Annotated in this window: 18 protein-coding genes and 1 tRNA gene; 11 read left to right on the top strand and 8 right to left on the bottom strand. The window is 69.0% G+C overall.

Annotated elements, in window-relative coordinates:
- Nucleotides 1-515 precede the first annotated feature (515 nt).
- Both bagA and bagB read left to right on the top strand, forming a co-directional pair.
- Entirely contained in the window at nt 516-1,535 is a 1,020-nt protein-coding gene (gene bagA / locus ON21_RS01520; RefSeq protein WP_051020157.1) for an ATPase BagA, read from the top strand.
- On the top strand, nt 1,532-2,671 hold the full coding sequence (gene bagB / locus ON21_RS01515; RefSeq protein ID WP_039794539.1) for an ATPase BagB: 1,140 nt from the start codon (nt 1,532-1,534) through the stop codon (nt 2,669-2,671). The genes bagA and bagB overlap by 4 nt, the downstream gene beginning before the upstream one ends.
- A 95-nt stretch (nt 2,672-2,766) precedes the next feature.
- On the opposite strand, the gene ON21_RS01510 is transcribed toward bagB, so the two are convergent.
- Entirely contained in the window at nt 2,767-3,090 is a 324-nt protein-coding gene (locus tag ON21_RS01510; RefSeq protein WP_014981178.1) for a WhiB family transcriptional regulator, read from the bottom strand.
- A gap of 367 nt (nt 3,091-3,457) precedes the next feature.
- On the opposite strand from ON21_RS01510, the gene ON21_RS01505 reads away from it, so the two are divergent.
- Entirely contained in the window at nt 3,458-5,824 is a 2,367-nt protein-coding gene (locus tag ON21_RS01505) for a penicillin-binding protein (protein WP_039794536.1), read from the top strand.
- A 56-nt stretch (nt 5,825-5,880) separates the two neighbouring features.
- On the opposite strand, the gene ON21_RS01500 is transcribed toward ON21_RS01505, so the two are convergent.
- On the bottom strand, nt 5,881-6,345 hold the full coding sequence (locus tag ON21_RS01500; protein WP_039794534.1) for a GatB/YqeY domain-containing protein: 465 nt from the start codon (nt 6,343-6,345) through the stop codon (nt 5,881-5,883).
- Between the two features lie 133 nt (nt 6,346-6,478).
- On the opposite strand from ON21_RS01500, the gene ON21_RS01495 reads away from it, so the two are divergent.
- From ON21_RS01495 to ON21_RS01480, 4 genes are all read left to right on the top strand, one after another.
- Complete coding sequence (locus tag ON21_RS01495) at nt 6,479-7,441, top strand: metallophosphoesterase (RefSeq protein WP_039794532.1); 963 nt, start codon at nt 6,479-6,481, stop codon at nt 7,439-7,441.
- A gap of 125 nt (nt 7,442-7,566) precedes the next feature.
- Complete coding sequence (locus ON21_RS01490) at nt 7,567-9,072, top strand: DUF8017 domain-containing protein (protein ID WP_169332659.1); 1,506 nt, start codon at nt 7,567-7,569, stop codon at nt 9,070-9,072.
- Between the two features lie 60 nt (nt 9,073-9,132).
- A tRNA-Pro gene (locus ON21_RS01485) sits at nt 9,133-9,206 on the top strand.
- Between the two features lie 162 nt (nt 9,207-9,368).
- Nucleotides 9,369-10,091 carry an SDR family NAD(P)-dependent oxidoreductase gene (locus ON21_RS01480; protein ID WP_051020156.1) on the top strand — a complete coding sequence of 241 codons (723 nt, stop codon included), beginning with the start codon at nt 9,369-9,371 and terminating at the stop codon, nt 10,089-10,091.
- Between the two features lie 53 nt (nt 10,092-10,144).
- On the opposite strand, the gene ON21_RS01475 is transcribed toward ON21_RS01480, so the two are convergent.
- Nucleotides 10,145-10,603, bottom strand: a complete 459-nt coding sequence (locus ON21_RS01475; RefSeq protein WP_039794530.1) for a hypothetical protein — start codon at nt 10,601-10,603, stop codon at nt 10,145-10,147.
- 192 nt (nt 10,604-10,795) lie between these two features.
- On the opposite strand from ON21_RS01475, the gene ON21_RS01470 reads away from it, so the two are divergent.
- From ON21_RS01470 to ON21_RS01455, 4 genes are all read left to right on the top strand, one after another.
- Nucleotides 10,796-11,503 (top strand): GntR family transcriptional regulator, encoded by a 708-nt coding sequence (locus ON21_RS01470; RefSeq protein WP_039794529.1) that lies wholly within the window; start codon nt 10,796-10,798, stop codon nt 11,501-11,503.
- Between the two features lie 13 nt (nt 11,504-11,516).
- Complete coding sequence (gene uca, locus ON21_RS01465; RefSeq protein ID WP_039794528.1) at nt 11,517-15,128, top strand: urea carboxylase; 3,612 nt, start codon at nt 11,517-11,519, stop codon at nt 15,126-15,128.
- Nucleotides 15,129-16,850 (top strand): allophanate hydrolase, encoded by a 1,722-nt coding sequence (gene atzF / locus ON21_RS01460; protein ID WP_039794526.1) that lies wholly within the window; start codon nt 15,129-15,131, stop codon nt 16,848-16,850. It begins immediately after the preceding gene.
- A 163-nt stretch (nt 16,851-17,013) separates the two neighbouring features.
- Nucleotides 17,014-18,246 (top strand): FAD-dependent monooxygenase, encoded by a 1,233-nt coding sequence (locus ON21_RS01455; protein ID WP_039794524.1) that lies wholly within the window; start codon nt 17,014-17,016, stop codon nt 18,244-18,246.
- A 55-nt stretch (nt 18,247-18,301) separates the two neighbouring features.
- On the opposite strand, the gene ON21_RS01450 is transcribed toward ON21_RS01455, so the two are convergent.
- From ON21_RS01450 to ON21_RS01430, 5 genes are all read right to left on the bottom strand, one after another.
- A complete protein-coding gene (locus ON21_RS01450) occupies nt 18,302-18,892 on the bottom strand; it encodes a TetR/AcrR family transcriptional regulator (protein ID WP_039794523.1) in 591 nt (196 codons plus the stop codon).
- Between the two features lie 37 nt (nt 18,893-18,929).
- On the bottom strand, nt 18,930-20,156 hold the full coding sequence (locus tag ON21_RS01445) for a cytochrome P450 (RefSeq protein WP_039794520.1): 1,227 nt from the start codon (nt 20,154-20,156) through the stop codon (nt 18,930-18,932).
- 696 nt (nt 20,157-20,852) lie between these two features.
- The gene (bla, locus tag ON21_RS01440; RefSeq protein ID WP_039794518.1) at nt 20,853-21,767 is read right to left on the bottom strand and encodes a class A beta-lactamase; all 915 of its coding nucleotides are present in this window, start codon (nt 21,765-21,767) and stop codon (nt 20,853-20,855) included.
- Between the two features lie 104 nt (nt 21,768-21,871).
- Entirely contained in the window at nt 21,872-23,341 is a 1,470-nt protein-coding gene (locus tag ON21_RS01435; protein WP_039794517.1) for a catalase, read from the bottom strand.
- A 61-nt stretch (nt 23,342-23,402) separates the two neighbouring features.
- On the bottom strand, nt 23,403-23,828 hold the full coding sequence (locus ON21_RS01430; protein ID WP_039794516.1) for a Fur family transcriptional regulator: 426 nt from the start codon (nt 23,826-23,828) through the stop codon (nt 23,403-23,405).
- Nucleotides 23,829-24,206: the final 378 nt, after the last annotated feature.

The following is a 24,206-nucleotide window of genomic DNA, read 5'->3' as shown; positions in this document are numbered from 1 at the left end:
TTCGCTCGAAAGACGTGGTTGAGGTGCGCTGGGCGCGTTCGTTTGCGAGCCTCGTGGTTCGGGTGCGCTGGGCGCGTGGGGCGGGAGTCGCGCTACCCGGGATCGAGGTGGTTTCGCGACGTCATCGCGATATTGCTGCCGATCTTGTCGCGTTGTTCGGACAGAGCTCGGGGCCGCGGGGAATGAACAGCCGGTCTCGCTTTGCCCGAGCCGGAGCCACGCCGAATCGGCTGTGTGGGCGACGTACCGCGCCTACCCGTGGATCGAGGTAGCGCGGCGGTCCGGGGCAGCCACCGATTCTCGGAGCCGCGAACTGGAGTCGGGAGCGCCGAAAGCCACAGGCGGTACGGCCGCGTCCGCTACCGGGAGCTGCGCCGGCACGGTCACGTGAGGAACTCGACATGCGTCGCCGTCGTCGCAGGGAGGCGCGCCCTTCGACTCACCCGTCTGGTACGGCCCGTGCCCCGCGGCGGCGAACCAGTTATAGGCTCGCGATCGTGGGAGTACCAACAGCAGTGCCGCTTTCGGAGGAGCCGGGAGTGGGCGCAAGGTGGCCGAAGCGCGCTGAACAGGCCCGCTTGCACTACGTCTCCGGCAAGGGAGGCACGGGCAAGTCGACGGTCGCCGCGGCGCTGGCCTTGGCGCTCGCCGCCGGCGGGCGCCGGGTGCTGTTGGTCGAGGTGGAGAGCAGGCAATCGATCGCGCAACTGTTCGATCTGCCGCCGCTGCCGCCGACCGAGACACGGATCGCCACCGCGGACGGCGGTGGCGAGGTGGTCGCGCTGGCCCTCGACATCGAGCACGCTTTCCTCGAATACCTCGACATGTTCTACAACCTCGGCTTCGCGGGCCGCGCGATGCGGAGGATGGGCGCCATCGAGTTCGTCACCACGATCGCGCCGGGTCTGCGCGACGTCATCCTGACCGGCAAGATCAAGGAGTGCGCGGTTCGGGTGGACAAGTCCGGCAAACGGGTCTACGACGAAATCGTGGTCGACGCTCCGCCCACCGGCCGGATCGCCGGCTTTCTCGACGTCACCAAGGCGATGGCGGAGGTGGCCAAGGGCGGGCCGATCGCGTCGCAGGCCGAGGGCGTCTCACAACTGCTGCACTCCGACCAGACCATGATTCACCTGGTCACACTGCTGGAGGCGCTACCGGTGCAGGAAACCGCCGACGCCGTCGCCGAACTCACCGCCGCGGACCTGCGCATCGGCACCGTCATCGTGAACCGGGCGACCGAGGGGCAGCTCCCGCCCGAGCTGCGCGCCCGGGCCGCCGAGGGTGATCTGGACGCCGACGCGATTCGCGCGGGCCTGGACTCCGCGGGGATCAGCCTCCCGGACAGCGACTTCCAGGGGCTGCTCACCGAAACGATGGAGCACTCCGCGACTCTGCAAGCACAGGACGACAGCGCCGAAGAACTGGCGAAGGTCGACATCTCCCGGCTCTACTTGCCCGCCCTTCCCGACGGAATGGACCTCGGCGGGCTGTACGAACTAGCCGAACACCTCACCGCACAGGGAGTCCGATGAGCACGCCGACCCATCCCCCGGCTGCCCCGCTGAATATTTCGCGGATCATCGCCGACCCGTCGGCGCGCGTGGTGGTCTGTTGCGGCTCCGGCGGCGTCGGCAAGACGACCACCGCCGCCGCCATCGCGCTGCGCGCCGCCGAACAGGGGCGCAAGGTCGTGGTGCTCACCATCGACCCCGCGCGCCGACTGGCTCAGTCACTGGGCGTCGCCGACCTCGGCAACAACCCGCAGCGGGTGGCGCTGGGGCCGGAGGCCAAGGGCGAGCTGCACGCGATGATGCTCAACATGCGCCGCACGTTCGACGACATGGTGCTCGAGCACACCAGCGGAGAGAAAGCGGAGCAGATCTTCGCCAACCCCTTCTATCAGACGGTCGCCTCCTCCTTCGGCGGCACACAGGAATACATGGCGATGGAGAAGCTGGGCCAGCTGGCCCACCGCGGGGAATGGGACCTGATCGTGGTCGACACGCCGCCCTCGCGCAACGCTCTCGACTTCCTGGACGCCCCGAAGCGACTGGGCAACTTCCTCAACGGCCGGATGATCCGGGTGATCATGGCTCCCGGCCGTGGCGTGACCCGGCTCGTGACCGGGGCGATGAGCCTGGCGGTGCGCGGTGTGTCCACCGTCGTCGGGGGGCAGATGCTCAAGGACGCGTCGAACTTCCTGCAATCCCTGGAGTCGCTGTTCGGCGGCTTCCAGGAGCGGGCCGAGCGCACCTTCGCGATGCTGTCGAAGCCGGGCACGCATTTCCTCGTGGTGGCTGCGCCGGAGCCGGACGCGCTGCGGGAGGCTTCGTTCTTCGTCGACCGCCTCTCCACCGAGCGCATGCCGCTGGCGGGCCTGGTGCTCAACCGCACCCATCCCGTGCTGAGCTCGCTGCCCGCCGATCACGCGCTCACCGCCGCCGACCAGGTGGCGGACTCCGATCCACTCACCGCGGCGGTGTTGCGGGTGCACGCCCGCCGGGTCGCCACCGATAAGCGGGAACAGCATCTACTGCACCGCTTCACCGGCGCCCATCCGCGGGTGCCGATCGTGTCGGTCACCGCGCTTCCGTTCGAAGTGTCCGACCTCGACGCGCTGCGCGCCGTCGGTGATCAGCTCGCCGGTACGGCGCCCGCGACCGCCTGATACTTAGGCGTATCCGCTATTGCTCCGAACGGAAATAACAGTCCTGAAACGAAACTGAGCCCGCTTCCGCGGGCTCTGTTTCGACTTCGCCGGGGCTACATCGCCACTTGATGCTGGCGCTGGGCCTGGAAGAAATCGGCCCACGAGGTCACTTCCGGATGCTGCTTCAACAGGGCGCGACGCTGCCGCTCCGTCATGCCGCCCCACACACCGAACTCGACGCGATTGTCCAGCGCGTCGGCACCGCACTGCATGAGCACCGGGCAGTGCCTGCAGATCGTCGCCGCTTTGCGCTGCGCCGCGCCGCGGACGAACAACTGATCGGGATCCACTTCCTTGCATCGTGCCTGGGCTACCCAGGCGATCCTTGCTTCGGCCTGCTCCACGTCCAATCGAGCGATGGGGGTTGTCATGTGCATTTGGTGTGCCCCTTTGCAGTCCGAACACCGGGTCAACGGCGCTCCAGAATCGCGTTGTCACCACGCAGCACCCAAACCCCGCTGCGAAGTGCACCACATTCCACTTTGAGTGTTAGCTCTATCACACTGGGTTCTCAATCTAGGTAAAGGTATGGCGCTTGCGCAAGACCACCTCGAGATTTTTTGGTACGTCCGTCCCTGCAAAGCCGGGCGCGCACTGGACGGGCAGGCAGATTGCGTGCGCGCCCTCCCGCGACACGCCGGGCACGATGACGCGACACGCCCATTCCGGTTCCTGAACAACCAGTTCCGCCCTTCGGACAAATGCCGCCAAGAACGCCGGAATGGCAACCCGTAGTCTTGATTCGTGCCGATCACACATACGCTCGCGCGGCTGGCCGGTAGCTGCGTGCTGGCCTCCGTGCTCGTCGCCGGGTTGTTGTTCCCGCTCGCCGGCGGCTTCGGGTTCGTCTCCAACCGTGCCGCCGACGCTGTCGACAACGTCTCCTCGGAGCTGGTCGAGGGAACGGTGCCCGCGGTCTCGACCATGGTCGACGCGGCGGGCAATCCGATCGCCTGGCTGTATGAGCAGCGCCGATTCGAGGTGCCCAGCGACCGGATCTCCAACGACATGAAACTGGCGATCGTGTCCATCGAAGACCGCCGCTTCGCCGAGCACGAGGGCGTCGACTGGCAGGGCACGCTGCGCGCATTCCTCACCAACTCCGCCAGCGGCGAGGTCCAGCAGGGCGCCTCGACGCTGGACCAGCAGTACGTGAAGAACTTCCAGCTGCTGGTGGTCGCCAAGACCGACGCCGAGCGCCGCGCCGCCATCGAGACCACTCCGGCCCGCAAGATCCGGGAGATCCGGATGGCGCTGACGCTGGACCGTCAGCTGACCAAGGACGAGATCCTCACCAGGTACCTCAACCTCGTCCCGTTCGGAAACTCGTCCTACGGCATCCAGGACGCGGCGAAGACCTACTTCGGCGTGGACGCGGCCGAACTGAACGTCTCGCAGGCCGCGATGCTCGCAGGCATGGTGCAGAGCTCCTCCAAGCTGAACCCCTACACCAACCCGGACGGCGTGCTGGCCAGGCGCAACACGGTGCTGGACACGATGATCCAGAACATTCCCAGCCGCGCCGAGGAGTTCCGCGAGGCGAAGACCAAGCCGCTGGGCGTGCTGCCCGAACCCAAGGGCCTGCCGCGCGGCTGCATCGCGGCCAACGACCGCGGCTTCTTCTGCGACTACGCGCTGGAGTACCTGGCCAACGCCGGGATCAGCCGCGAACAGATCGAGAAGGGCGGCTACCTGATCAAGACCACCCTCGATCCGGCCGTGCAGGACTCGGTGAAACGAGCGGTGACCGACGCGGCGAACCCGAACCTGGACAACATCGCGGAAGTCATGTCGGTGGTCGGCCCCGGGCACGACACCCACCCCGTGCTCGCGATGGCCAGCAGCCGCACCTACGGCCTGAACCGGGACGCGAACGAGACCGTGCAACCACAGCCGTACTCCATGGTCGGCGACGGCGCGGGCTCGATCTTCAAGATCTTCACCACCGCGGCGGCCATGGAGAAGGGGCTCGGCATCGACGCCCAACTCGACGTGCCGGGGCGGTTCGAGGCCAAGGGCATGGGTAACGGCGGCGCCCGCGGCTGCCCGCCCGCCACCTACTGCGTCGAGAACGCGGGCAAGTACAAGTCGCCCATGTCGGTGACCGAGGCGCTGGCCACGTCGCCGAACACCGCGTTCGTCAAGTTGATCCAGGCCGTCGGCGTCACCCCGACCGTCGACATGGCGGTCCGGCTCGGCATGCGCTCGTTCACCGAAGCGGGCACCTCGGGCCACGGCAACCAGAGCCTCGCCGACATGATCAAGGAACAGAACCTCGGCTCGTTCACCCTGGGACCGGTCGCGATCAATCCGCTGGAGCTGTCCAACGTCGCCGCGACGCTCGGGTCCGGCGGCCGGTGGTGCCCGCCGAACCCGATCAAGGAGGTCGTCGACCGCCAGGGCAAGCAGGTGCCGCTGACCCAGCAGGCCTGCGAGCAGGTCGTCGAGCCGGGCTTGGCCAACACCCTGGCCAACGCCATGAGCAAGGACGACATCTCCGGCACGGCGGCGGGCGCGGCTCAGTCGGTGGGCTGGAACTTCCCGATGTCGGGCAAGACCGGCACCACCGAAAGCCACCGCTCCTCGGCCTTCCTCGGCTTCACGAACGCTCTGGCCGCCGCGGTCTACGCCTACGGCGACAGCCCGACCCCGGGTGAGATCTGCTCGTTCCCGCTGCGCAACTGCGGCGACGGCAACCTGTTCGGCGGTAACGAGCCCGCGCGCACCTGGTTCAACGCGATCAAGCCGGTGATACCGCTGTTCCCGCCGCCGGGGTTGCCCCCGCTGGACCACAAGTACGTGCGCGGCGCGAACAACGCGCAGGTACCCGATGTCGTCGGCATGACCCAGGGCGAGGCCACCTCCGCTCTGGTCGCCGCGGGCTTCCAGGTGTCGCCGGTGACCGGGGCGGGCGATCGCCCCAAGGGCACCGTCATGGGCACCGCGCCCAACGGGTCGGCGATCCCCGGTTCGGTGATCACGCTCTACATCAGCGACGGCACCGTCCGGGCCGCGCCGCCGCCGGGGCCGCCTCCGCCGCCGCCGGGCCTCCCGGGACTTCCCGTGCCCCGGCTGCCACCGATCCCCATTCCGATCCCGATTCCGCGCTGAGCAAGCGAAAGGGGCCGCGAACCCATACGGTTCGCGGCCCCTTTCGCGTCGCGAACCTACAGCCGCGCCTTCACCGCGGCCGAGATGCGCGAGCCGTCGGCCTTGCCCGCGGCGAGGCCGGTGGCGATCTTCATGACCTGCCCCATCTGGCGCATGCCGGGACGCTCGCCGATCTCCTCGGCGACCTGCGCGATGGCGGTGTCGGCGAGATCGGCGACCTCCGCCTCGGTGAGCTGGGTCGGCAGGTACTCCTCGATGATCTGCGCCTCGGCACGCTCGTTCGCCGCCAGTTCGCCGCGCCCGGCCTGCGTGTAGACCTCGGCGGATTCGCTGCGCTTCTTGGACTCCTTCTGCAACACGGAGACGATCTCGGCGTCGGTGAGTTCACGAGCCTGTGCCCCGGCGACCTCGGCGTTCTGAATCGCCGACAGCAGCATCCGCAACGTGGAAAGGCGCAGCGTGTCCTTGGCTTTCATCGCGGCGGTGAGATCCGCTCGCAGCTGCGATTTGAGTTCCGACATGCCGCTCACGGTAGCCGCTCGGCCGCGGTGGTCCCACTACATTTGCCGCGCGGCCCGATTTCCGGCCGGAAAAACGGTCGCCTGTGCGGAAACACACTCGGCGCTCCTGCGCGAGGTCACCTATGCTGGGCAAATGCCCGTGATCTCGACCTCTGCTGTACGCACGACCGCGCTGGGAGCCGCCGGGGCCGCGGTGGCCGGAATCGGCTACGCCTCGCTGGTCGAACGCAACGCCTTCGTCCTACGGGAGGCGACCATGCCCGTGCTGGCGCCGGGGTCGTCGTCGCTGCGGGTGCTCCACCTCAGTGACCTGCACATGATGCCGGGTCAGAAGCTCAAGCAGCAGTGGCTGCGGGAGCTGGACCGGCTGGAGCCGGACCTGGTGGTCAACACCGGCGACAATCTCTCGCACCAGAAGTCGGTGCCCGCGGTGGTCCAGGCCCTCGGCGGATTGCTCTCCCGCCCGGGCCTTTTCGTTTTCGGCAGCAACGACTACTTCGCGCCGGTGGCGAAGAACCCGCTGAAGTACTTCAAGAAGGACCACCGCCGCACCTACGGCGCTCCGCTGCCGTGGAAGGACCTGCGCGCGGCTTTCACCGAGCGCGGCTGGCTCGATCTGACGCATGTGCGTCGCGACCTCGAAGTGGCGGGCATCCGCATCGCCACCGCAGGCGTCGACGATCCGCATTTGCAGCGCGACCGGTACGACACTGTCGCCGGCGCCCCGAATCCGCTGGCCGACCTGCGGCTCGGCCTCACCCACTCCCCCGAGCCCCGGGTGCTGGACCGCTTCGCCGAGGACGGGTACGACCTGGTGCTCGCCGGGCACACCCATGGCGGCCAGTTGTGCCTGCCCGGATACGGCGCACTGGTCACCAACTGCGGGATCGACCGGTCCCGGGTGAAAGGGTCGTCGAAGTGGGGCGAGCACACCCAGTTGCACGTCTCCGCCGGTGTCGGCACCTCGCCGTGGGCGCCGTACCGATTCTGCTGCCGCCCGGAGGCGACCTTGTTGACGCTGGTGGCCGCGCCGCCGAAGCGGCCGGGAGCCGACACGGGCCAGGGAGTGTCGGCATCGGAGGCCATCGCCCGCTAATGTCCCCTGCCGAGACGTGTGGCAGGTAGGGGACAACTGTGAGTGGATTCGACGACCGGCGCGACCCGACGACTCCGGGACGGCCCGCCGGGCCGCCGACTCCTCGGCAACAAACCTTTCCCCCATTGCATTCGGTCCCCACTCCGCCGGACGACGACAACAGCGCTCGTCCGCCGCACAGCGGAGCGCATCCGGGCGCGCAACAGCAGCCCACGCAATGGCAGCCGGACCCGGGACGCCCAGCAGGCACGCCTTGGCAGCGTGCGGCTCAGGACCAGCCCTCCGCCGAGACTCCGGGGCACCCGTCCCAGTGGCAGCCATACCAGGAACCCGCACCGACACTCCAGTGGCGACCCGGCTGGCAGAGCGATCCCGCTCTCTCCTGGGCCCCGGACGGCGGTTCCGCGCCGAACCAGTCCGCGCAGGACGACCCGACCTTGCTCGCCCAGTGGGGCGGCAGGCAGCCGGGACCCGAGCAGCCCGGAACAGCGGGCCGCAACGACCCGACCATGCTCGCCCGATCCCTCGGGCAGACGCCATCCGGGCAGTGGCCGCCGCAGGCCGAGCCGGATCCCGGCGCACCCGGGCGCAACGATCCGACCATGCTCGGGCAGCCGCTGGGCGCGCTCGACCAAACCGCCGTCTTGGGCCGCCGCGGGCCGAGTTCCCCGACGGGACCCAGTGATTCTGCGCCGACCCTGTTCGGCTATCCGAACGCCAACGGGTTCGGCCAACCGGGGCAGGCCTCGCAGTGGCAACCCGGCGGCGGCCCCGGGCAGTTCGGCACGGCGCCCGATGGCGGATTTCAACCTGGCTACGCTCCGCAGGGCGGATTCGGAGGTCCGCCGAACCCTCCGGGCGGAAGCAAGGGCGGAAAAGCCGTCCTGACGGCCGGCCTGGCGGCGCTGCTGGTGGCCGGTCTCGTGGCCGGAGCTGTGGCCCTGACGAGGATGAAGACGGACCGATCCGCTCAGGGCGCGGAGCCGTCGATGGTGAACGCGCTCACTACCGCCAACAGCCCCACAGCGGGCGCGCCCGCCCGAACCACGACCGGATCCGCCCCGACGACGACCACGCGGGGTTCCGGCGACAAGACTCCGGTCGTCCCCGGCTTCCAGGTCGTCCGAGCGCCCGACAGCGGCGCAGCCTACGACGTGCCCGCCGACTGGACGGTCGCGCCGCAGGGCACCATCGGGGGCTTCGGCGAGCCGCCGAACGCCGTCGCGGGGAAAGGCTTGGCCAGCGAGGGCAAAGGCTACTGCCCCGGCTCGACCCGGACCGTATCCTTCCTCACCGGCTCCAACACCTCCGACCCGGGAAAGGCGGCCACCGAACTCGGCACGAGAACCGCCACGCTCGCCTACAAGGCGACGCCCGGCGGCACACCCGGTCTGCCCATGCCGCTGGCGTCGCTGGACGGATCGCAGCACGGCATGTTCGTGGAGACCAAGGGCACCGTCGCCGACGCCAAGCCCGGCTGCGCGAAGGCGTACTCCGTCTACACCGCCGCGTTCCCCAACGAGCAGGGAAACTTCGTCATGGTGATCGCCGCCGACACGGGCGTCCCGCACGCGCTCGACGCCGAGACCGCCAAACGCATCTTCACCAGCATTCGACCCCTCGCAGGGTGACTGACCTGCCGGTTTAACGTCTCGGGCACCCCTGTTGTAAGCTACTCCAGGTTCGCTTCACGGGGTGTGGCGCAGCTTGGTAGCGCGCTTCGTTCGGGACGAAGAGGTCGCAGGTTCAAATCCTGTCACCCCGACTCGTGGTTGAGACGACGGGAAGGCCCCCGACCAATACTGGTCGGGGGCCTTCTCCGTTGCCGGACACGATGACGGTGGGCGGACCTTTGTAGGTTGGTCGGACCGCATGCGGGAATATCATCGCTGAAACCCAATTCCCGCAATCGACGAAAGGTCGGCAGATGAGCAAGCCCGTCGATGGCGCGCCCGCGGACAAACCGCTGTCCGGGAAGACCGCGCTGGTCACGGCGGCCTACACCGGAATCGGCAGGTCTATCGCGAAAACGCTTGCCGCGCAAGGCGCTCAGGTCGTGGTGCAGCATCCGCACTTCCCCGAACCCGCCGCGGAGGTCGTCAAGGAGATCACCGAGGCGGGCGGCGCGGCGCTGGCCCTCGCGGCGGACATCGCCGATCGCGACGAATACGAGGAGCTGGTGCAGGCGCTGCTCGAGGACTGCGGAGGCTGGCACGTCCTGGTGAACACCGCGGCGGTGCCGGAGTCCGAGCCGTTCCCCAAGCTCACCTCGGAGGCGTTCGACAGCGGCTTCGCGGCGACGGTGAAGGGCGTCTTCCACGGCCTGCAGCTGGCCCTGCAGCACCTGGCCGACGAAGGCCGGGTCATCACCGTCTGTGATCCCACCAACCCGGGCAGCGCGGTCCACGACGCGACGCGCGGCGCGGTCGAGCAGCTCGGCCAGGCCGTGGCCCCGGACTTCACGCCCCGGCGGATCACCGTCAATACGGTCAGCTACGGCGTCGGCACGATCGGCAACGCGGAACTCGAGACCGCCATCGCCGCGATGCGGCCGACCGAGCCGGGCGCGGTCGTCGCCTATCTGGCCGGTGCCGCGGCCGGCACGGTGAACGCCCAGATCATCCGGCTCGACGGCACCGGCGGCCGGTAGCCGCGCACCCGCTACCGGCGCGCGAGCGATCGGCGAGCGCGCCGGTCGGGCGCTCAGGCGGTGACCGTACCGCCGTAGGAACTGAATCCCCGGCCCAGCGCCTGGCAGCTGAAGCTGCCGTGGAAGCCGACCTGGCACGACGCCCCGGCGTGCTCGATGATCGGACCCCATTGTCCCGAGCCGGTTTTCACCGCGTCGATGCTCGGGTTGCCGCCAGGCAGTGTGTACGGCGTGGCCGGGTCGAAGGTGGGATGCGCGGGCAGCCAGCCCTGGTCGATCACGATCTCGTTCACCGTCACCGGCACCGGGATGTAGGTGCCGCCGACGTGGTAGCTCATGTGCTGGGGATAGCCGAAATCACATCCTACGGAGCCGTTCGCGAAGATCGCGCAGTTCGTGCTGCCCGCCGAGAAGTAGACCGTACCCGGGTCGGCCTGGGCGTTACCGGCCGCCACTAGGGTCGCCGCCGCAACGGCGGCAAGTGCTCCGGCGAACTTCGTGCTGCGCTTCATACCGTCTCCTCGATGCTTCGCTGATGGACAACCGACCCGATGACTCTGTCGAGCCGGCACCGCTTTCCGTTTCACCCCGGGTACCCCGTATGGCCGCCGAACATTGCTCCGACCGGCGCGGTGAGCAGACGCTAACGCGGCGATAACTTACGGACACTCCACCGAAATGCGAGGTCAATAGCGTATACAGCCATGTCGACACGGATAGCGACCCTGGCCGACGCGGCGGGCAAACCGCTACGCGACGTGGTGTACGAGAAGCTGCGCGGCGAGCTGATGAACGGGGACATCAAGTTCGGCGAACGCCTCACCGAGCCGAAACTCTCCACGCGCTTCGGCATTTCGCGCACACCGATCCGCGAAGCGCTGACCGTCCTGTGCTCGGACGGACTGCTGCAACGCGAAGAATACGGGTTCAGTCCGGTCCGGCCGAGCATCCCCTTGATCCGCGATCTGTACGAGCTGCGAATCACTTTGGAGCTGGGCGGTCTCCAGCGCGCGATGACCAACCCCGCAGTCGCCCACGATCGGGCGCTGCTGGAAGCCGAGCGCGCCGCCTGGCTGGAACTGCGCGCCGACCCTCCCGTACAGGAACCCGGTTTCGTGGTGCGCGACGAGGAATTCCACGTCACGCTGCTGACCGCGGCGGGCAACACCGAGATGGTGCGCGCGCTCAAAGCCGTGAATTCCCGCATCCGCCACGTGCGCATGTACGACTTCATGGTCAACAACCGGATCGAGACCACCATCGCCGAGCATCTCGGAATCCTGGACGCCGTTCTGGCGGACGACCTTCCGCTCGCGTATCGGCTGCTGCACACGCACATCGGCGAATCGCTGGACGTGGTGCTCGAACGGGTCACCCGCGCGATCGCGGCGATGTCGCTGGCAACGGAATAGCAGGGAGCGGGCAGTGAGTCTGGAATTCGATACGGTGCTCGTCGCCAATCGCGGCGAGATCGCTTGCCGCATCATACGCACGGCACGGGAACTCGGGCTGAAGACGGTGGCCGTGTACTCCGATGCCGATGTCGGCGCGGCGCACGTCGAAATGGCCGATGTCGCGGTGCGCTTGGGCCCGGGACCGGCCGCGCGGTCCTACCTGCGCGCCGACTCGGTGGTCGAGGCGGCGCTGACGACCGGTGCCGGAGCCATTCATCCGGGCTACGGTTTTCTCTCGGAGAACGCCGATTTCGCCGCCGAGGTCGAGAAGGCGGGCATCGCGTTCGTCGGACCGACCCCAGAGCAGCTGCGCGTCTTCGGTGACAAGCACACCGCCCGCACCGCGGCCCGTGCCGTGGGCGTGCCGCTCATCCCCGGCAGCGACCTGCTCGAATCGGCCGAGCACGCGGTGGCGGAGGCGGAGCGGATCGGGTTTCCCGTGATGCTGAAGGCGGTCGGCGGCGGTGGCGGCATCGGCATGCAAGCTTGCTTCGGCCCGGACAAGGTACGCGCGGCCTACGAGCGGGTGCAGCGCATCGCCGCGGCGAACTTCGGTTCGACGGGCGTCTTCCTGGAACGTTTCGTCGCGCGGGCCAGGCACGTCGAAGTGCAGTTGTTCGGCGACGGCAACGGCCGCGTCGTCAGCCTCGGGACCAGGGACTGCTCGCTGCAACGCCGCAACCAGAAGGTGATCGAGGAGGCGCCCGCGCCGGGACTCACCGCGGAATTGTCGGAGCACCTGCTCGCCGCGTCGCGGGAACTGGCCCGCTCGGTCGGGTACCGCTCGGCCGGGACGGTGGAGTTCGTCTACGACGCCGACAGCGGCGCCGCGTCTTTCCTGGAGATGAACACTCGCCTCCAGGTGGAGCATCCGGTGACCGAGGCGGTCACCGGCGTCGACCTGGTGGCATGGATGTTGCGCCTGGCCGGTGGCGACACCACGATGGTGGACGAGCAGCCCGAGAGTGGACCGGCGATCACCGGTCACGCGGTGGAGGCGCGTGTCTACGCGGAAGATCCCGGCCACGACTACCGCCCGAGCGCGGGCCTGGTCACGGCCGCGCACTTCCCGGACGACGTTCGGGTCGACACGTGGGTCGGCACGGGTACCGAGGTCAGTTCGTATTACGACCCGCTGCTGGCCAAGGTGATCGGCACCGGCGAGAACCGAGCCGACGCCTTCGCCGCACTGCGCACCGCTCTCACCGCGACCCGGATCTACGGTGTGCAGACGAATCTGCCGCAACTGCGTCAGGCCACAGCCGACGGCCGGGTCCTGCGCACCGCGCACACCACCACCACGCTGGCCGAGATCCGCCCGGTCGGACGCCGTATCGACGTGCTGCGCGGCGGAACCATGACCACGGTGCAGGACCATCCGGGCCGGATCGGCCTGTGGGAGGTCGGCATTCCGCCGTCCGGTCCGATGGACGACCTCTCCTTCACCCTCGCCAACACCGCGGTCGGCAACCCGGCCGGCGTCCCCGCGCTCGAATGCACCTTGCAGGGCCCGCAATTGCGCTTCTCCGACACCTCCATCGTGTGCGTGACCGGTGCGCCGACTCCGGTGACGGTGGACGGCCGGCCGGTGCCCATGTGGGAGCCCGTCACCGTGGCCGCGGGCGCGGTACTGGACATCGGCGCACCGACCGACACCGGCCTGCGCACCTATCTGGCGGTACGCGGCGGCATCGACGCACCGCTCTATCACGGCAGCGCGTCCACCTTCACCCTCGGCGGATTCGGTGGTGTGACCGGTAAGGCGGTGGCCACCGGCGACGTGCTGGGTATCGCCCCGGCGGACGTCGGCACACTCGGCGCACCCGCCGCGGTACCGCCGGGTGACCGGCCGGAGTTCACCCACGAGTGGCAGCTCGCGGTCGGTGTCGGCCCGCAGACCTCGCCCGCGTACTTCACCGACGCCGACATGACCCAGTTCTGCACGCACCCGTGGCGAGTCGGCAGCCACGCCAATCGCACCGGCATCCGGCTGGAGGGCCCGAAACCGGCCTGGTCGCGCACCGACGGCGGTGAGGCCGGGCTGCACCCGTCCAACCTGCACGACAATCCCTACAGCGTGGGCGCGTTGAACGTCTCCGGCGACACGCCCATCCTGCTCGGTCCCGACGGCCCGAGCCTCGGCGGCTTCGCCTGTCCGCTCACCGTGGTGTCCGCCCATCGCTGGCGGATGGGTCAGTTGCGCCCCGGCGACTCGGTGCGGTTCGTGCCGGTCGACGATGACAAGGCGGCCGCTTTGCGCGCGTCCAACGGCAGCCGCGTGTCGGATCTGGTCACCGATTCCCGCGCCGCCTTGCGTGATCGAGGCGTGCTCGGCGGCGTCGAGGCGTCGCGGGACCGCCCGCGAGTGCGCTACCTGCGCGGCGGGGACGACAACGTGCTGGTCGAATACGGGGAGATGGTCCTCGATCTGGGGCTGCGCATGCGGGTGCACGCACTGGCCGAAGCACTCGCGGCCATCCGGCTGCCCGGCATTCTCGATGTGACCCCCGGCGTCCGGTCCCTGCACGTCCACTTCGACCCGGAGGTGCTGGCGCAGCACCGGTTGCTCGGCACGTTGGCCGAACTCGAACTCGACCTGCCGGCCACGACCGACCTGGTGGTGCCGAGCCGCACCATCCGGCTGCCGCTGTCGTTCGACGATCCCTCGATCGCCGAAGCCATCGACCGCTACCGCAGCGGCGTGCGCGACGCCGCGCCCTGGCTGCCGTCGAACATCGAGTTCATCCGCCGCATCAACGGGCTCGACAGCGTCGACGATGTGCGCGCCACCGTCTTCGACGCCGAGTACCTGGTGCTCGGTCTCGGCGATGTGTACCTCGGCGCGCCGCTGGCGGTTCCGCTCGATCCACGGCACCGTCTGGTCACCACCAAATACAACCCGGCGCGCACCTGGACACCCTCCGACGCCGTCGGTATCGGCGGCAAGTACCTGTGCGTCTACGGGATGGCCTCCCCGGGCGGCTACCAGCTGATCGGCCGCACCGTGCCGATCTGGTCGAGCTACCGGCAGTCCGCGCCGTTCGAAGCGGGCACGCCCTGGCTGTTCCGGTTCTTCGATCGCATCGTCTGGGAACCGGTCGGCGCGGAGCAGTTGCTCGAGCACCGTGCCGCGGCCGAGGCGGGAAGATTCGACGCCGAAGTGAGCGAGGGCAGTTTCGCGCTCGCCGACCACCTGCGGCTGCTGCGCACCGAGGCCGACTCCATCGCCGCGTTCGAGGCCGGGCAGGCCGCCGCGTTCGAGGCGGAGAAGCAGGCGTGGCGGGCGGCGGGCGAGTTCGAACGCGCCACCGTCGCGCCCGTCACCGCACCGGTCGACGACCCGCTGGCGGGGCTGCCCCCTGACGCGACGGTGGTGACCGCACCGATGATCGGCAATGTGTGGCGCGTGGAAGTCGCACCGGGGCAGAGGGTTACACCCGATGCGCCGGTGGCCGTCCTGGAGGCGATGAAACTCGAACTACCCGTGCACAGCCCGAACGCGGGCACCGTGCTGAAGGTACTGACCACGCCCGGCGCCAAGGTGGAGCCGGGAACTCCCCTAGTAGTGATCGGAGTCGACTGAATGCCCCTCCTAGGCAACACGGCAGCCGATCCCGTCGAACGCGTCGCGGCCGCCTATCGGCGGATCGCCGAAGTCGATCGGCCCGAGGTGTGGATCACCCTGCGACCCAAATCCGAAGTCGCCGCCGAAGCGGCCGCTCTCGTGCGGCGGCTCGCCGCCGGAGAGACGTTGCCGCTGGCCGGAGTGCTGGTGGCGGTGAAGGACAACATCGATGTGGCGGGGCTGCCGACCACCGCGGCCTGCCCGGAGTTCGCCTACCTGCCGGAGGTGACCGCGGCGGCGATCGAGCGGCTGCGCGCGGCGGGGGCGCTGATACTGGGCAAGACGAACCTGGACCAGTTCGCCACCGGACTGGTCGGGACGCGCAGCCCGTACGGCGCGGTGCGCAACGCCTTCGATCCGGAGCTGGTCTCGGGCGGGTCGAGTTCCGGTTCCGCGGCGGCGGTCGCGCTCGGCATCGCGGATATCGGAATCGGCACCGACACGGCCGGATCCGGCCGCGTGCCCGCCGCACTGCACGGGATCGTCGGCATCAAAGCCACCCTCGGGGTGATCCCGGCGCACGGGACCGTCCCCGCCTGTGCGGATTACGACGCCGTGACGGTCTTCGCCGCCGACCTCGCCTCGGCGGTGTCCGCGGCGGCGGTGATGGCGGGCCCGGAGCCGCGTGACCCGCGCAGCCGACCCTGGCCGGCCGATATCCGCCTGGCCGCCCCGCTCGCGCCGCGCATCGCCGTGCCGCGCCCCGAGGACCTGGCCGCGCTCAGTGAGCCGTATCGGGAAGCGTTCGCGCGCACCGTCTCAGGTATCGCCGACACCGGCGCGAAGACCGAGGAAATCGACATCTCCGTCCTGCTCGACGCCGCGCTGTTGCTCTACGACGGCGCCCTCGTCGCCGAACGCTATGCCGCGGTGGGCGCGTTCCTGGACACCGCACCCGCGGGCGCCGATCCGACGGTCGCCGCCATCATCGGCGCGGCGCGGCAGAAGACCGGTCCGGCGTTCGCCGCCGACCTCGACACGCTGGCCCGCGCCAAGGCAGCGGCCGCCGAACTGTTGTACGGCTTCGACGCACTGCTGTTGCCGACGACCACCGAGCACCCGAGCATCGCCGCTGTGGCGGCCGATCCCATCGGTATCAACCGGCGGATGGGCACGTACACCAACTTCTGCAACCTGCTGGACATGGCCGCCGTCGCCGTTCCCGGCGCACCCACCGCCGACGGCGCGCCCTTCGGCGTCATGCTGGTCACTCCTGCCTTCGCCGATCAGGTGGCCGTCGATCTCGCCGCCCGTCTGCTCGGACTCGACAGCGCGCCGCTGCTCGTCGATGGCGGTGTCGACCTGGCCGTCTTCGGTGCGCACCTGCGCGGGCAGCCGCTGCACTGGCAACTCGAGCAACTCGGCGCCCGCTTCCTCGGCGACATCGAGACCACCGACGCCTACCGCCTGACCGCACTGGACACCACCCCGCCCAAGCCGGGACTCGTGCGCCACGGACCGGGCCTCGGCGCTCCGATCGAGGGAGAGCTGTTCCGCGTCTCCCCGGCCGGGCTGGGCCGCTTCCTCGCCGAGTTGCCCGCCCCCATGGCGCTGACCAGCATCGAACTCGCCGATGGCCGCACTGTCGTCGGATTCGCCTGCACCTACGACGCCGCGAACGCCGCCACCGACATCACCCGCCACGCGAGCTGGCGCAGCTACCTCCACCATCGCTCTTAGCTCTCGCGATCCTTCAGTGGCCCATGGCCGCGAGACATCCTCGCCGCCATGGGCCTTTCTCCTGCGTCCCTGGTTAGACATTTGTGCTAGACATTCGTGCCACAGCTGTGTTAGACATATGTCTAAGACATTTGGTCAAACACAGTGGGAGTCGAGGAAAGTCATGAGCGCCAAGTCCGTAAGCAGCCAGCTCCGCGTGCTCGTCGCAGGCGGCGGCATCGGCGGCAACGCCGTTGCGCTGCAACTGCTCCGGTCCGGCATCCGGGCCACCGTGGTGGAGCGCGCCGCGGCCCCGCGACCCGGCGGCCAGGCCGTCGACCTGCGCGGACCCAGCCGCGAGGTGGCCGAGCGGATGGGCATGATGCCGGGCATCCGCGAATATCAGCTCGACGAGCGCGGCATGAAGTACGTCGACGACGCGGGCCGCGAGATTCTCCGCATGCCCGCCGAACTCTTCGAGGGCAAGGGCGCGGTCGCCGAAATCGAGATCACCCGAGGCGATCTGAACCAGGTGCTGCTCGACCTGCTCGACACCGAGGGCGGCGTCGACTACCGCTACGGCGAATGGATCACGGAGATCCGCCAGGACGACGCGGGCGTCGACGTGACCTTCGCCTCCGGCGCGGCCGAGCGATTCGACATCGTGATCGGCGCGGACGGGCTGCACTCCGCCACCCGCAAGGTGGTGTTCGGCCCCGAGGAGCAGTTCGCGACATATCTGGGCGGATACATGTCGTTCTTCACCCTTCAGCGCCCGGAAGACCTGGAGCCGCACTGGTTCACGATGCATTCGCTGGTCGGCGGCACCGGCTTGGGCATGCGCCCCGACGCCGACCCGGCCACGTGCAAAGCGCTGGTCGTGCTCCGCGCGGCGGCGGACCCCGCACTGCGGCGCGACGTCACGGCACAGCAGCAGTTCATCCGCGAGCGGCTGGCCGGCGGCGGCTGGGAGGCCGCTCGCATCGCGGCGGCGATGTCCGAGGCGCCGGACTTCTATTTCGACGAGCTGGCGCGCATCGACATGCCGAGCTGGGTCGAGGGCCGAGTGGTGCTGCTCGGCGACGCCGGGTACTGCGGATCCCCGCTCACCGGGCAGGGCACCGCGATGGCTCTGGTGGGCGCGTACGTGCTCGCCGGTGAACTCGCCGCGCACGCTGATGACCTCGGGCAGGGCCTGGCCCGCTACCAGGAGGTGCTGCGCCCCTTCGTGAAGACGGCCCAGCAGTTGCAGCCGGGCGGCCTGAACGCCATGACGCCCAAATCCCGCTTCGGCATTCGCGCGGGTCACGCCGTCAGCAAGCTGATGATGTCGAAGGCCATGCGACCGCTCATGATGCGGATGCTGAGCAAGACCGAGACCTACGATCTGCCCGACTACTCGGCGGCGACCGTCTGAGCCCGCGGCCCGCGCTTCGACCGGAGTCCCGCGCGGCTCCGGTCGACGATCGGCGTCAGTCGATCACGGTCCGGTCGTCGAGCAGGAAGGGAAGCACGAAATTGCGCAGCATCGCCCGTTCCTCGTCTTCCCCCGCGCCCGGCAGCGTCAGCAACGACACCATCGCACGCACCACCCACCGGCCGACCCGCTCGGCCGCGAGCCCGGACAGCCCCGGACGGAATCCGGCGACGAAGTCGGTGGCGAGCGCGTCGACCACACCCGGCGAGTTCGCCAGCTGGGCCACGATCCCCGCGTTGGACGGCTCGAACCAGACCGCCAGATGCGGCGTCTTGCGCACCTCGGCGAGCAGTGCGGTCAACGTGTCGAGCAACTGCTCTCCCGGCTCCACGCTCGCGGGCGCGGCCCGGTCCCGCCAGACCCGCTCGACCAACTGCCGCGCCTCCCGGCCCGCGAACGCCACGTAGAGCGCCTGCCGATTCTCGAAGTAGCGATACAGCGTCGCCCTGGAACAGCCGGCGGCGTCGGCCACCTCCGCCATGCCGACCCCGCTGACGCCCTTGTCGATGAACAGCGCGCGCACCGCGTCGAGAATGCGCTCACCGGCCAACTCGGCGCGGCCGTCGGCCAGCCAATCGCCACTCATGCCGTGTCCCTTCCGCCGCGCACGAGGTCTTCCGCGCTCACGCCACGCACCGGAACGGCACAGTAGTCGGCCTGCGGACGTACGGACCGTTCGCGTACTCGACCGCCTCGATGTCCACGACGTAATCCGGGAAGCGATCGAGCAACTCCTCGAGCGCGACCCGGGCTTGCATCCGCGCGGCCGCCGCGCCGAGACAGTGATGCGGCCCGTGCCCGAAGGTGAGGATGCGCTGCGGATTCCGGTCGATGTCCAGTTCGGCGGCGTCGGCGCCGAACGCCCGCTCGTCCCGATTGGCCGACCCGAACACCAGCAGTACCTTCCGCCCCGCCGGCACCGTCTTCCCGGCCAGTTCCAGGTCGCGCGTGGCGGTCCGCGCCAAACCCTGCACCGGCGAGGTGAGCCGGGCGAACTCCTCCACCGCGACGCGGATCCGGTCCGGTTCCGCGGCGAGCGCGGCACGCTGGTCCGGGTGCTGCTGCAGCAGTTGCACCGCGCCGCCGAGCAGGCCCGTGGTGGTGTCGTTGCCACCGGCGACCATGGTCCAGGTGTAGGCGAGGATCTGCACCAGGCCGCGCACGTCCGTGTCGTCGGCCGCCATTCCCGCCTGCACCAGCAGGGACACGGTGTCGTCGCCGGGGTCGGTGCGCCTGCGTTTGATCAGCTCGGCGAAGTACCCCATCATCTCCGCCGACGCCGCCTGCGCCTTGGTGTTCGTCCGGTCGATACTGCCCGCGACGACGGCGTCGGTCCACCCGTCGAACCTCGCCCGATCCTGCTCCGGCACCCCGAGGTAGTACGCCACCACCATGCTCGGCAGCGGTTTGAACAGCTGTTCGACGATGTCACCGCCGCCATCGGCCGCGATGGCGGCGAGCCGGTCGCGCACGAATCGGCGGACCACCGGCTCCACCTCCTCGACCTGGCGCGGGGTGAACCCGCGAGCGACCAGTTTGCGGAAATCGGTGTGTTGCGGCGGGTCCTGCATCACCAGCGGAGGGTTGTCGGTCAAGCCGAGTTCGTCGAGCTCGCCGTATTCCACGGTCAGACCGTCGCGGGAGGAGAACGTGTCGCTGTCGCGCGCCGCCGCGTAGACGTGCTCGTGCCGGGTGAGCACCCAGTAGTCGTTCTCCGGCCGCGCTGCCGGGACGACGTGCTGCACCGGATCGTGCTCACGCAGTGCCGCGTACATCTCCCACGGCGATGCCCAGGTGGGGCCGGAACGGAGTTCGAAAACCGGAGCCGCCCGATACGCAACGTTTACCATGTATCGACCGTAAGACAAATTATGGAAACTGTCTAGAACAGGTTTCAGGTCGGCCGGCCGATCCCATCGCGACCAGCCCAGCCGCTCCCGCTCCATCGGACCCGGCGCCGCACACCCGTGGGTTACCTTCGGCAGCCGCAACACCGTCTGGTTGCCGGTCAGCTCCAGGAAGAGCCAGCGCGAGCGACCGCTCCGCGTCCCGCGTCCGCCGGGCCGGCCACCCCTCGTAGACCGGCCCGGCGGACACCACCCCCGAGGCCCGACCTGTCACCCCTCGAGACAGGTCGCTCCTCGGTTCGCACCTGCGGTGCTGGGTATGTCCCTCCCGCGAGACAAAGAATGCAGGCACGGGCTTGGCGCGCTCTTAAGAACACCTTGCAAGATCGAAATCGCCGGTCAGCAGGTTTACCGAGTGGTGACCCGGCAAGCGCCTACCGCCCAGCCCCTGATCGCGGGATGATGGTCATAAGTGCGCCAAGGAGATTGGGAGCGACGATGGAAACCGTGGTGGTCTGGATTCTGGCGACCCTGCTGTACTGGTGGGGCTTGCTGTAGCTGACCGAGCCTGGCCGCCTGATCCGGCCAGGTCTACTACAACTCGTCGTTATCCGCTCGCCGCTTCGCGGGCGCCGAGCAGCCACAGCTGCCGCCGTGACGGAATCCGCCGCACCGACCGCATCGCCGCTCCCGGGCGGGTCACCGGAGCCGGTCTACGGCCACCTTCGTCACTTCCGCCAGCAGGTCGTTGTTCACCTCGGCGTCCGCGGCCGGCTTGCGGCTCAGGATCGCGATCACGATCGGCGCCCGGCCACCCTCCGGCCACACGATCGCGACGTCGTTGGCGGAGCCGTAGGAGCCGGTGCCCGTCTTGTCGCCGGTGACCCAATCGGCGGGCAACCCCGCGCGGATGCGCTTGCCACCGGTCGTGTTCGCCTTCAGCCAGGCGACCAGCTGGTCGCGTTCCCGTGCGCCGAGCGCGTCGCCCAGCGCCAAGGCGCGGTAGTCCGCGGCCAGCGCGGCCGCGGTGGTGGTGTCGCGTTCGTCACCGGGGATCGCGGTGTTGAGGTCGGTCTCCCAGCGGTCGAGCCTGCTCGTCGGATCACCGAGCGTCCGGAGGAACGCCGTGAGCCCCTCCGGGCCGCCGATTTCCCGCAACAGCAGATTGCCCGCCGTGTTGTCGCTGCGGGTGATCGCGGCCTCGGCCACGCGCGCCAGCGTCATACCCCCGGCCACCTCGGCGCTGGTCACCGGCGAGTTGTCGACCAGGTCCGCCTCGTGGAAGCGGAGCACCTGGTCGAAGTATCCCGTGTCGAGCGGATGCGCGCGCAGCACCGCGGCCACCGCGAGCGTCTTGAAGGTGGACAGGAACGGGAAACGCTCGTCGGCGCGGTGGGTCACCGTTCTGCCGGTGCCGGTGTCCAGTGCGAACAATCCGATCTGCGCTCCGTACCGAGCCTCCAGGTCCGCCACGCCCGCGTTCGCGACGGGACCGGCCTGGACACTCGGCGTGATCGGCTCCGGCTGCGCCGCATCGGTTTCCGCACCGCAACCCGCCAGCAGCGCCAATGCGGCGGCCAGCGCCACCCGGTAGTCGCGTGTCAGCCGAGACATGCCATCACTCTGACACCCGAGCACCTACCGGGCAAACAGGATCGGCCGGACACGCCGAAGGCAGGTGCGCGGCGCTGCGCACACCTGCCTTCGATGCGGATTTCTCAGCCCCGCGAGCTGTCCAGGCCCGCGCGCACGCCCTCCTCGACCCGCTTGCCGAGATCGGCGTCCACGTTCTTCCAGTACTGGAATACCCGGCTCAGCACGGGCTCTCGGACGCCGCCGAGTACGTGGCCGACGATGTTGTCCACCAATCGTTCTCGCTGCGCGTCGTCGTACACCTCGCGCACGAGGGTGCCCGCCTGGGTGAAGTCGCCGTCCTCTGCGTGCTGGACGTAGCCGGCCCGCACCATGGTCGGATCGAAGTCCCAGATGCCCCCGTCCGCGGCCTTCTCCGGGTCGGCGTGCGGTCCGCCGAACGAATTGGGCGCGTACACCGGCACATTCGGCTCGTTGTAGTGATACCGCATGGCGCCCTCCTTGGAGTAGGAGTTCACCTGCGCCGCCCTGGCCTGGTTCGGCGGCAGCTGCGCGTAGTTCGTGCCGATGCGGTAGCGGTGCGCGTCCGCGTAGGCGAAGACGCGGCCGAGCAGCATCTTGTCCGGCGAGAAGCCGATGCCGGGAACGACATTCGACGGCTCGAACGCGGCCTGCTCGATGTCGACGAAGTAGTTGCGCGGGTTGCGGTTCAGCGTCCACTTGCCGACCTCGATCAGGGGGTAGTCCTTGTGCGACCACACCTTGGTCAGGTCGAACGGGTTGAACCGGTAGCTCTCGGCCTCCGCGACCGGCATGACCTGCACGTACACCGTCCAGCTCGGGAAGTCGCCGCGCTCGATCGCCTCCCACAGGTCCTTGCGGTGGTAATCGGCGTCCTCGCCCGCGATCCGGTCGGCCTCGGCCTGGGTCAGGAACTCGATGCCCTGGTCGGTCTTGAAGTGGTACTTCACCCAGAAACGCTCACCCGCGGCGTTGATCCACTGGTAGGTGTGCGAACCGTAGCCGTTCATGTGCCGGTAGGTCTTCGGGATGCCGCGATCGCCCATCAACCAGGTGACCTGGTGCGCGGTCTCCGGACGCAGGGTCCAGAAATCCCACTGCATGTTGTGGTCACGAAGACCGTTGCCGGGCAGGCGCTTCTGCGACCGGATGAAGTCGGGGAACTTGATCGGGTCCTTGATGAAGAACACCGGCGTGTTGTTGCCGACAAGGTCGTAGTTGCCGTCCTCGGTGTAGAACTTCACCGCGAATCCGCGCGGGTCACGCCAGGTGTCCGGGCTGCCCTGCTCACCGGCCACGGTGGAGAAGCGCGCCAGGGATTCGGTGCGGACACCGGGCTGGAACAGCTTCGCCTTGGTGTACTTGCTGACGTCGTTGGTCACGACCAGCTCACCGTATGCGCCCGAGCCCTTCGCGTGCACGATGCGTTCCGGCACCCGCTCGCGGTTGAACTGGGCCAGCTTCTCGATGAGGTAGTGATCGTGCAGCAGGATCGGGCCCTGCGCGCCCGCGGTGAGCGACTCGTCGTCGCTTTCGACCGGGATGCCGGTGTTCGTGGTGGTCGGTTCGGTCACAGAAGACTCCTCGGCTGGTGAACATCGTTTCCCGGGATGCGCCGCCCGGGTGTATGGACCGCTACTCGGAACGGCAGGTCGGGCACAGTCCCCAGAAGACGACTTCGGCTTCATCGACCACGAATCCGTGCGCGTCCGAAGGGTCCAGGCATGGGGCTCGGCCCACGGCGCAGTCGACGTCGACGACCGCACCGCAGCTTCGGCACACCAGATGGTGGTGGTTGTCACCGATCCGGGTCTCGTACCGCGCGGACGAGCCCGCGGGCTCGATCCGCCGCAGGATTCCGGCGCGCACGCAAGCATGCAAGACGTCGTAGACGGCCTGCGTGGACACCGAACCCAGCGCTTCCCGGACGGTGGCGGCCACCGTGTCGGCATCCGAATGCGGCCGTGCCGCGACCGCGTCCAGTACCGCGAGCCGCGGCGCGGTGACCCGCAAACCCGCTGCTCGAAGCCACTCACGTGAGGCAGTGCCGTTGGCGTGCATACTTCGATTCTGGCCATCTTCTGGAATCAGTCAAGAAAAGAGAGTGGAATCACTCCAGAAAACAGGCTCGGTCGGCGCTGTTCCAGCGGTCCACAAGGCGCGGCTGAACCGACAGCGCACGAAGTGGCGAGCGTCACAATTTCCGGCCGGAATAGCCTCCGGGAGCACGTGGTTGAATCCCCTGTCGACGTCCGGACAGCCCCGGGCCGCACCCTTTGTCGCTACGAGCGACCACTCGCCGAGAGGCGCTTGTGGGACGTCGGCACCCACCGCCGATGTCCGGACAGCCCCGGGCCGCACCCTTCGTCGCTACGAGCGACCACTCGCCGAGAGGCGCTTGTGGGACGTCGACGGCTATGACATCAGCACGGTGTCCGA

This window comes from Nocardia araoensis NBRC 100135 (assembly GCF_000308435.1).
Taxonomy (GTDB): Bacteria; Actinomycetota; Actinomycetes; order Mycobacteriales; family Mycobacteriaceae; genus Nocardia; species Nocardia araoensis.
Note: the sequence above shows the minus strand (reverse complement) of the source record. Positions and strands in the feature narration are given on the sequence as shown.

Excerpts from the sequence above, each read along its gene's own strand:
- bagB (WP_039794539.1), top strand. The coding sequence starts at position 1,532 with ATGAGCACGCCGACCCATCCCCCGGCTGCCCCGCTGAATATTTCGCGG.
- ON21_RS01510 (WP_014981178.1), bottom strand. The coding sequence starts at position 3,090 with ATGCACATGACAACCCCCATCGCTCGATTGGACGTGGAGCAGGCCGAA.
- ON21_RS01500 (WP_039794534.1), bottom strand. The coding sequence starts at position 6,345 with ATGTCGGAACTCAAATCGCAGCTGCGAGCGGATCTCACCGCCGCGATG.
- ON21_RS01495 (WP_039794532.1), top strand. The coding sequence starts at position 6,479 with ATGCCCGTGATCTCGACCTCTGCTGTACGCACGACCGCGCTGGGAGCC.
- ON21_RS01480 (WP_051020156.1), top strand. The coding sequence starts at position 9,369 with ATGAGCAAGCCCGTCGATGGCGCGCCCGCGGACAAACCGCTGTCCGGG.
- ON21_RS01475 (WP_039794530.1), bottom strand. The coding sequence starts at position 10,603 with ATGAAGCGCAGCACGAAGTTCGCCGGAGCACTTGCCGCCGTTGCGGCG.
- ON21_RS01470 (WP_039794529.1), top strand. The coding sequence starts at position 10,796 with ATGTCGACACGGATAGCGACCCTGGCCGACGCGGCGGGCAAACCGCTA.
- atzF (WP_039794526.1), top strand. The coding sequence starts at position 15,129 with ATGCCCCTCCTAGGCAACACGGCAGCCGATCCCGTCGAACGCGTCGCG.
- ON21_RS01455 (WP_039794524.1), top strand. The coding sequence starts at position 17,014 with ATGAGCGCCAAGTCCGTAAGCAGCCAGCTCCGCGTGCTCGTCGCAGGC.
- ON21_RS01450 (WP_039794523.1), bottom strand. The coding sequence starts at position 18,892 with ATGAGTGGCGATTGGCTGGCCGACGGCCGCGCCGAGTTGGCCGGTGAG.
- ON21_RS01445 (WP_039794520.1), bottom strand. The coding sequence starts at position 20,156 with ATGGTAAACGTTGCGTATCGGGCGGCTCCGGTTTTCGAACTCCGTTCC.
- bla (WP_039794518.1), bottom strand. The coding sequence starts at position 21,767 with ATGTCTCGGCTGACACGCGACTACCGGGTGGCGCTGGCCGCCGCATTG.
- ON21_RS01430 (WP_039794516.1), bottom strand. The coding sequence starts at position 23,828 with ATGCACGCCAACGGCACTGCCTCACGTGAGTGGCTTCGAGCAGCGGGT.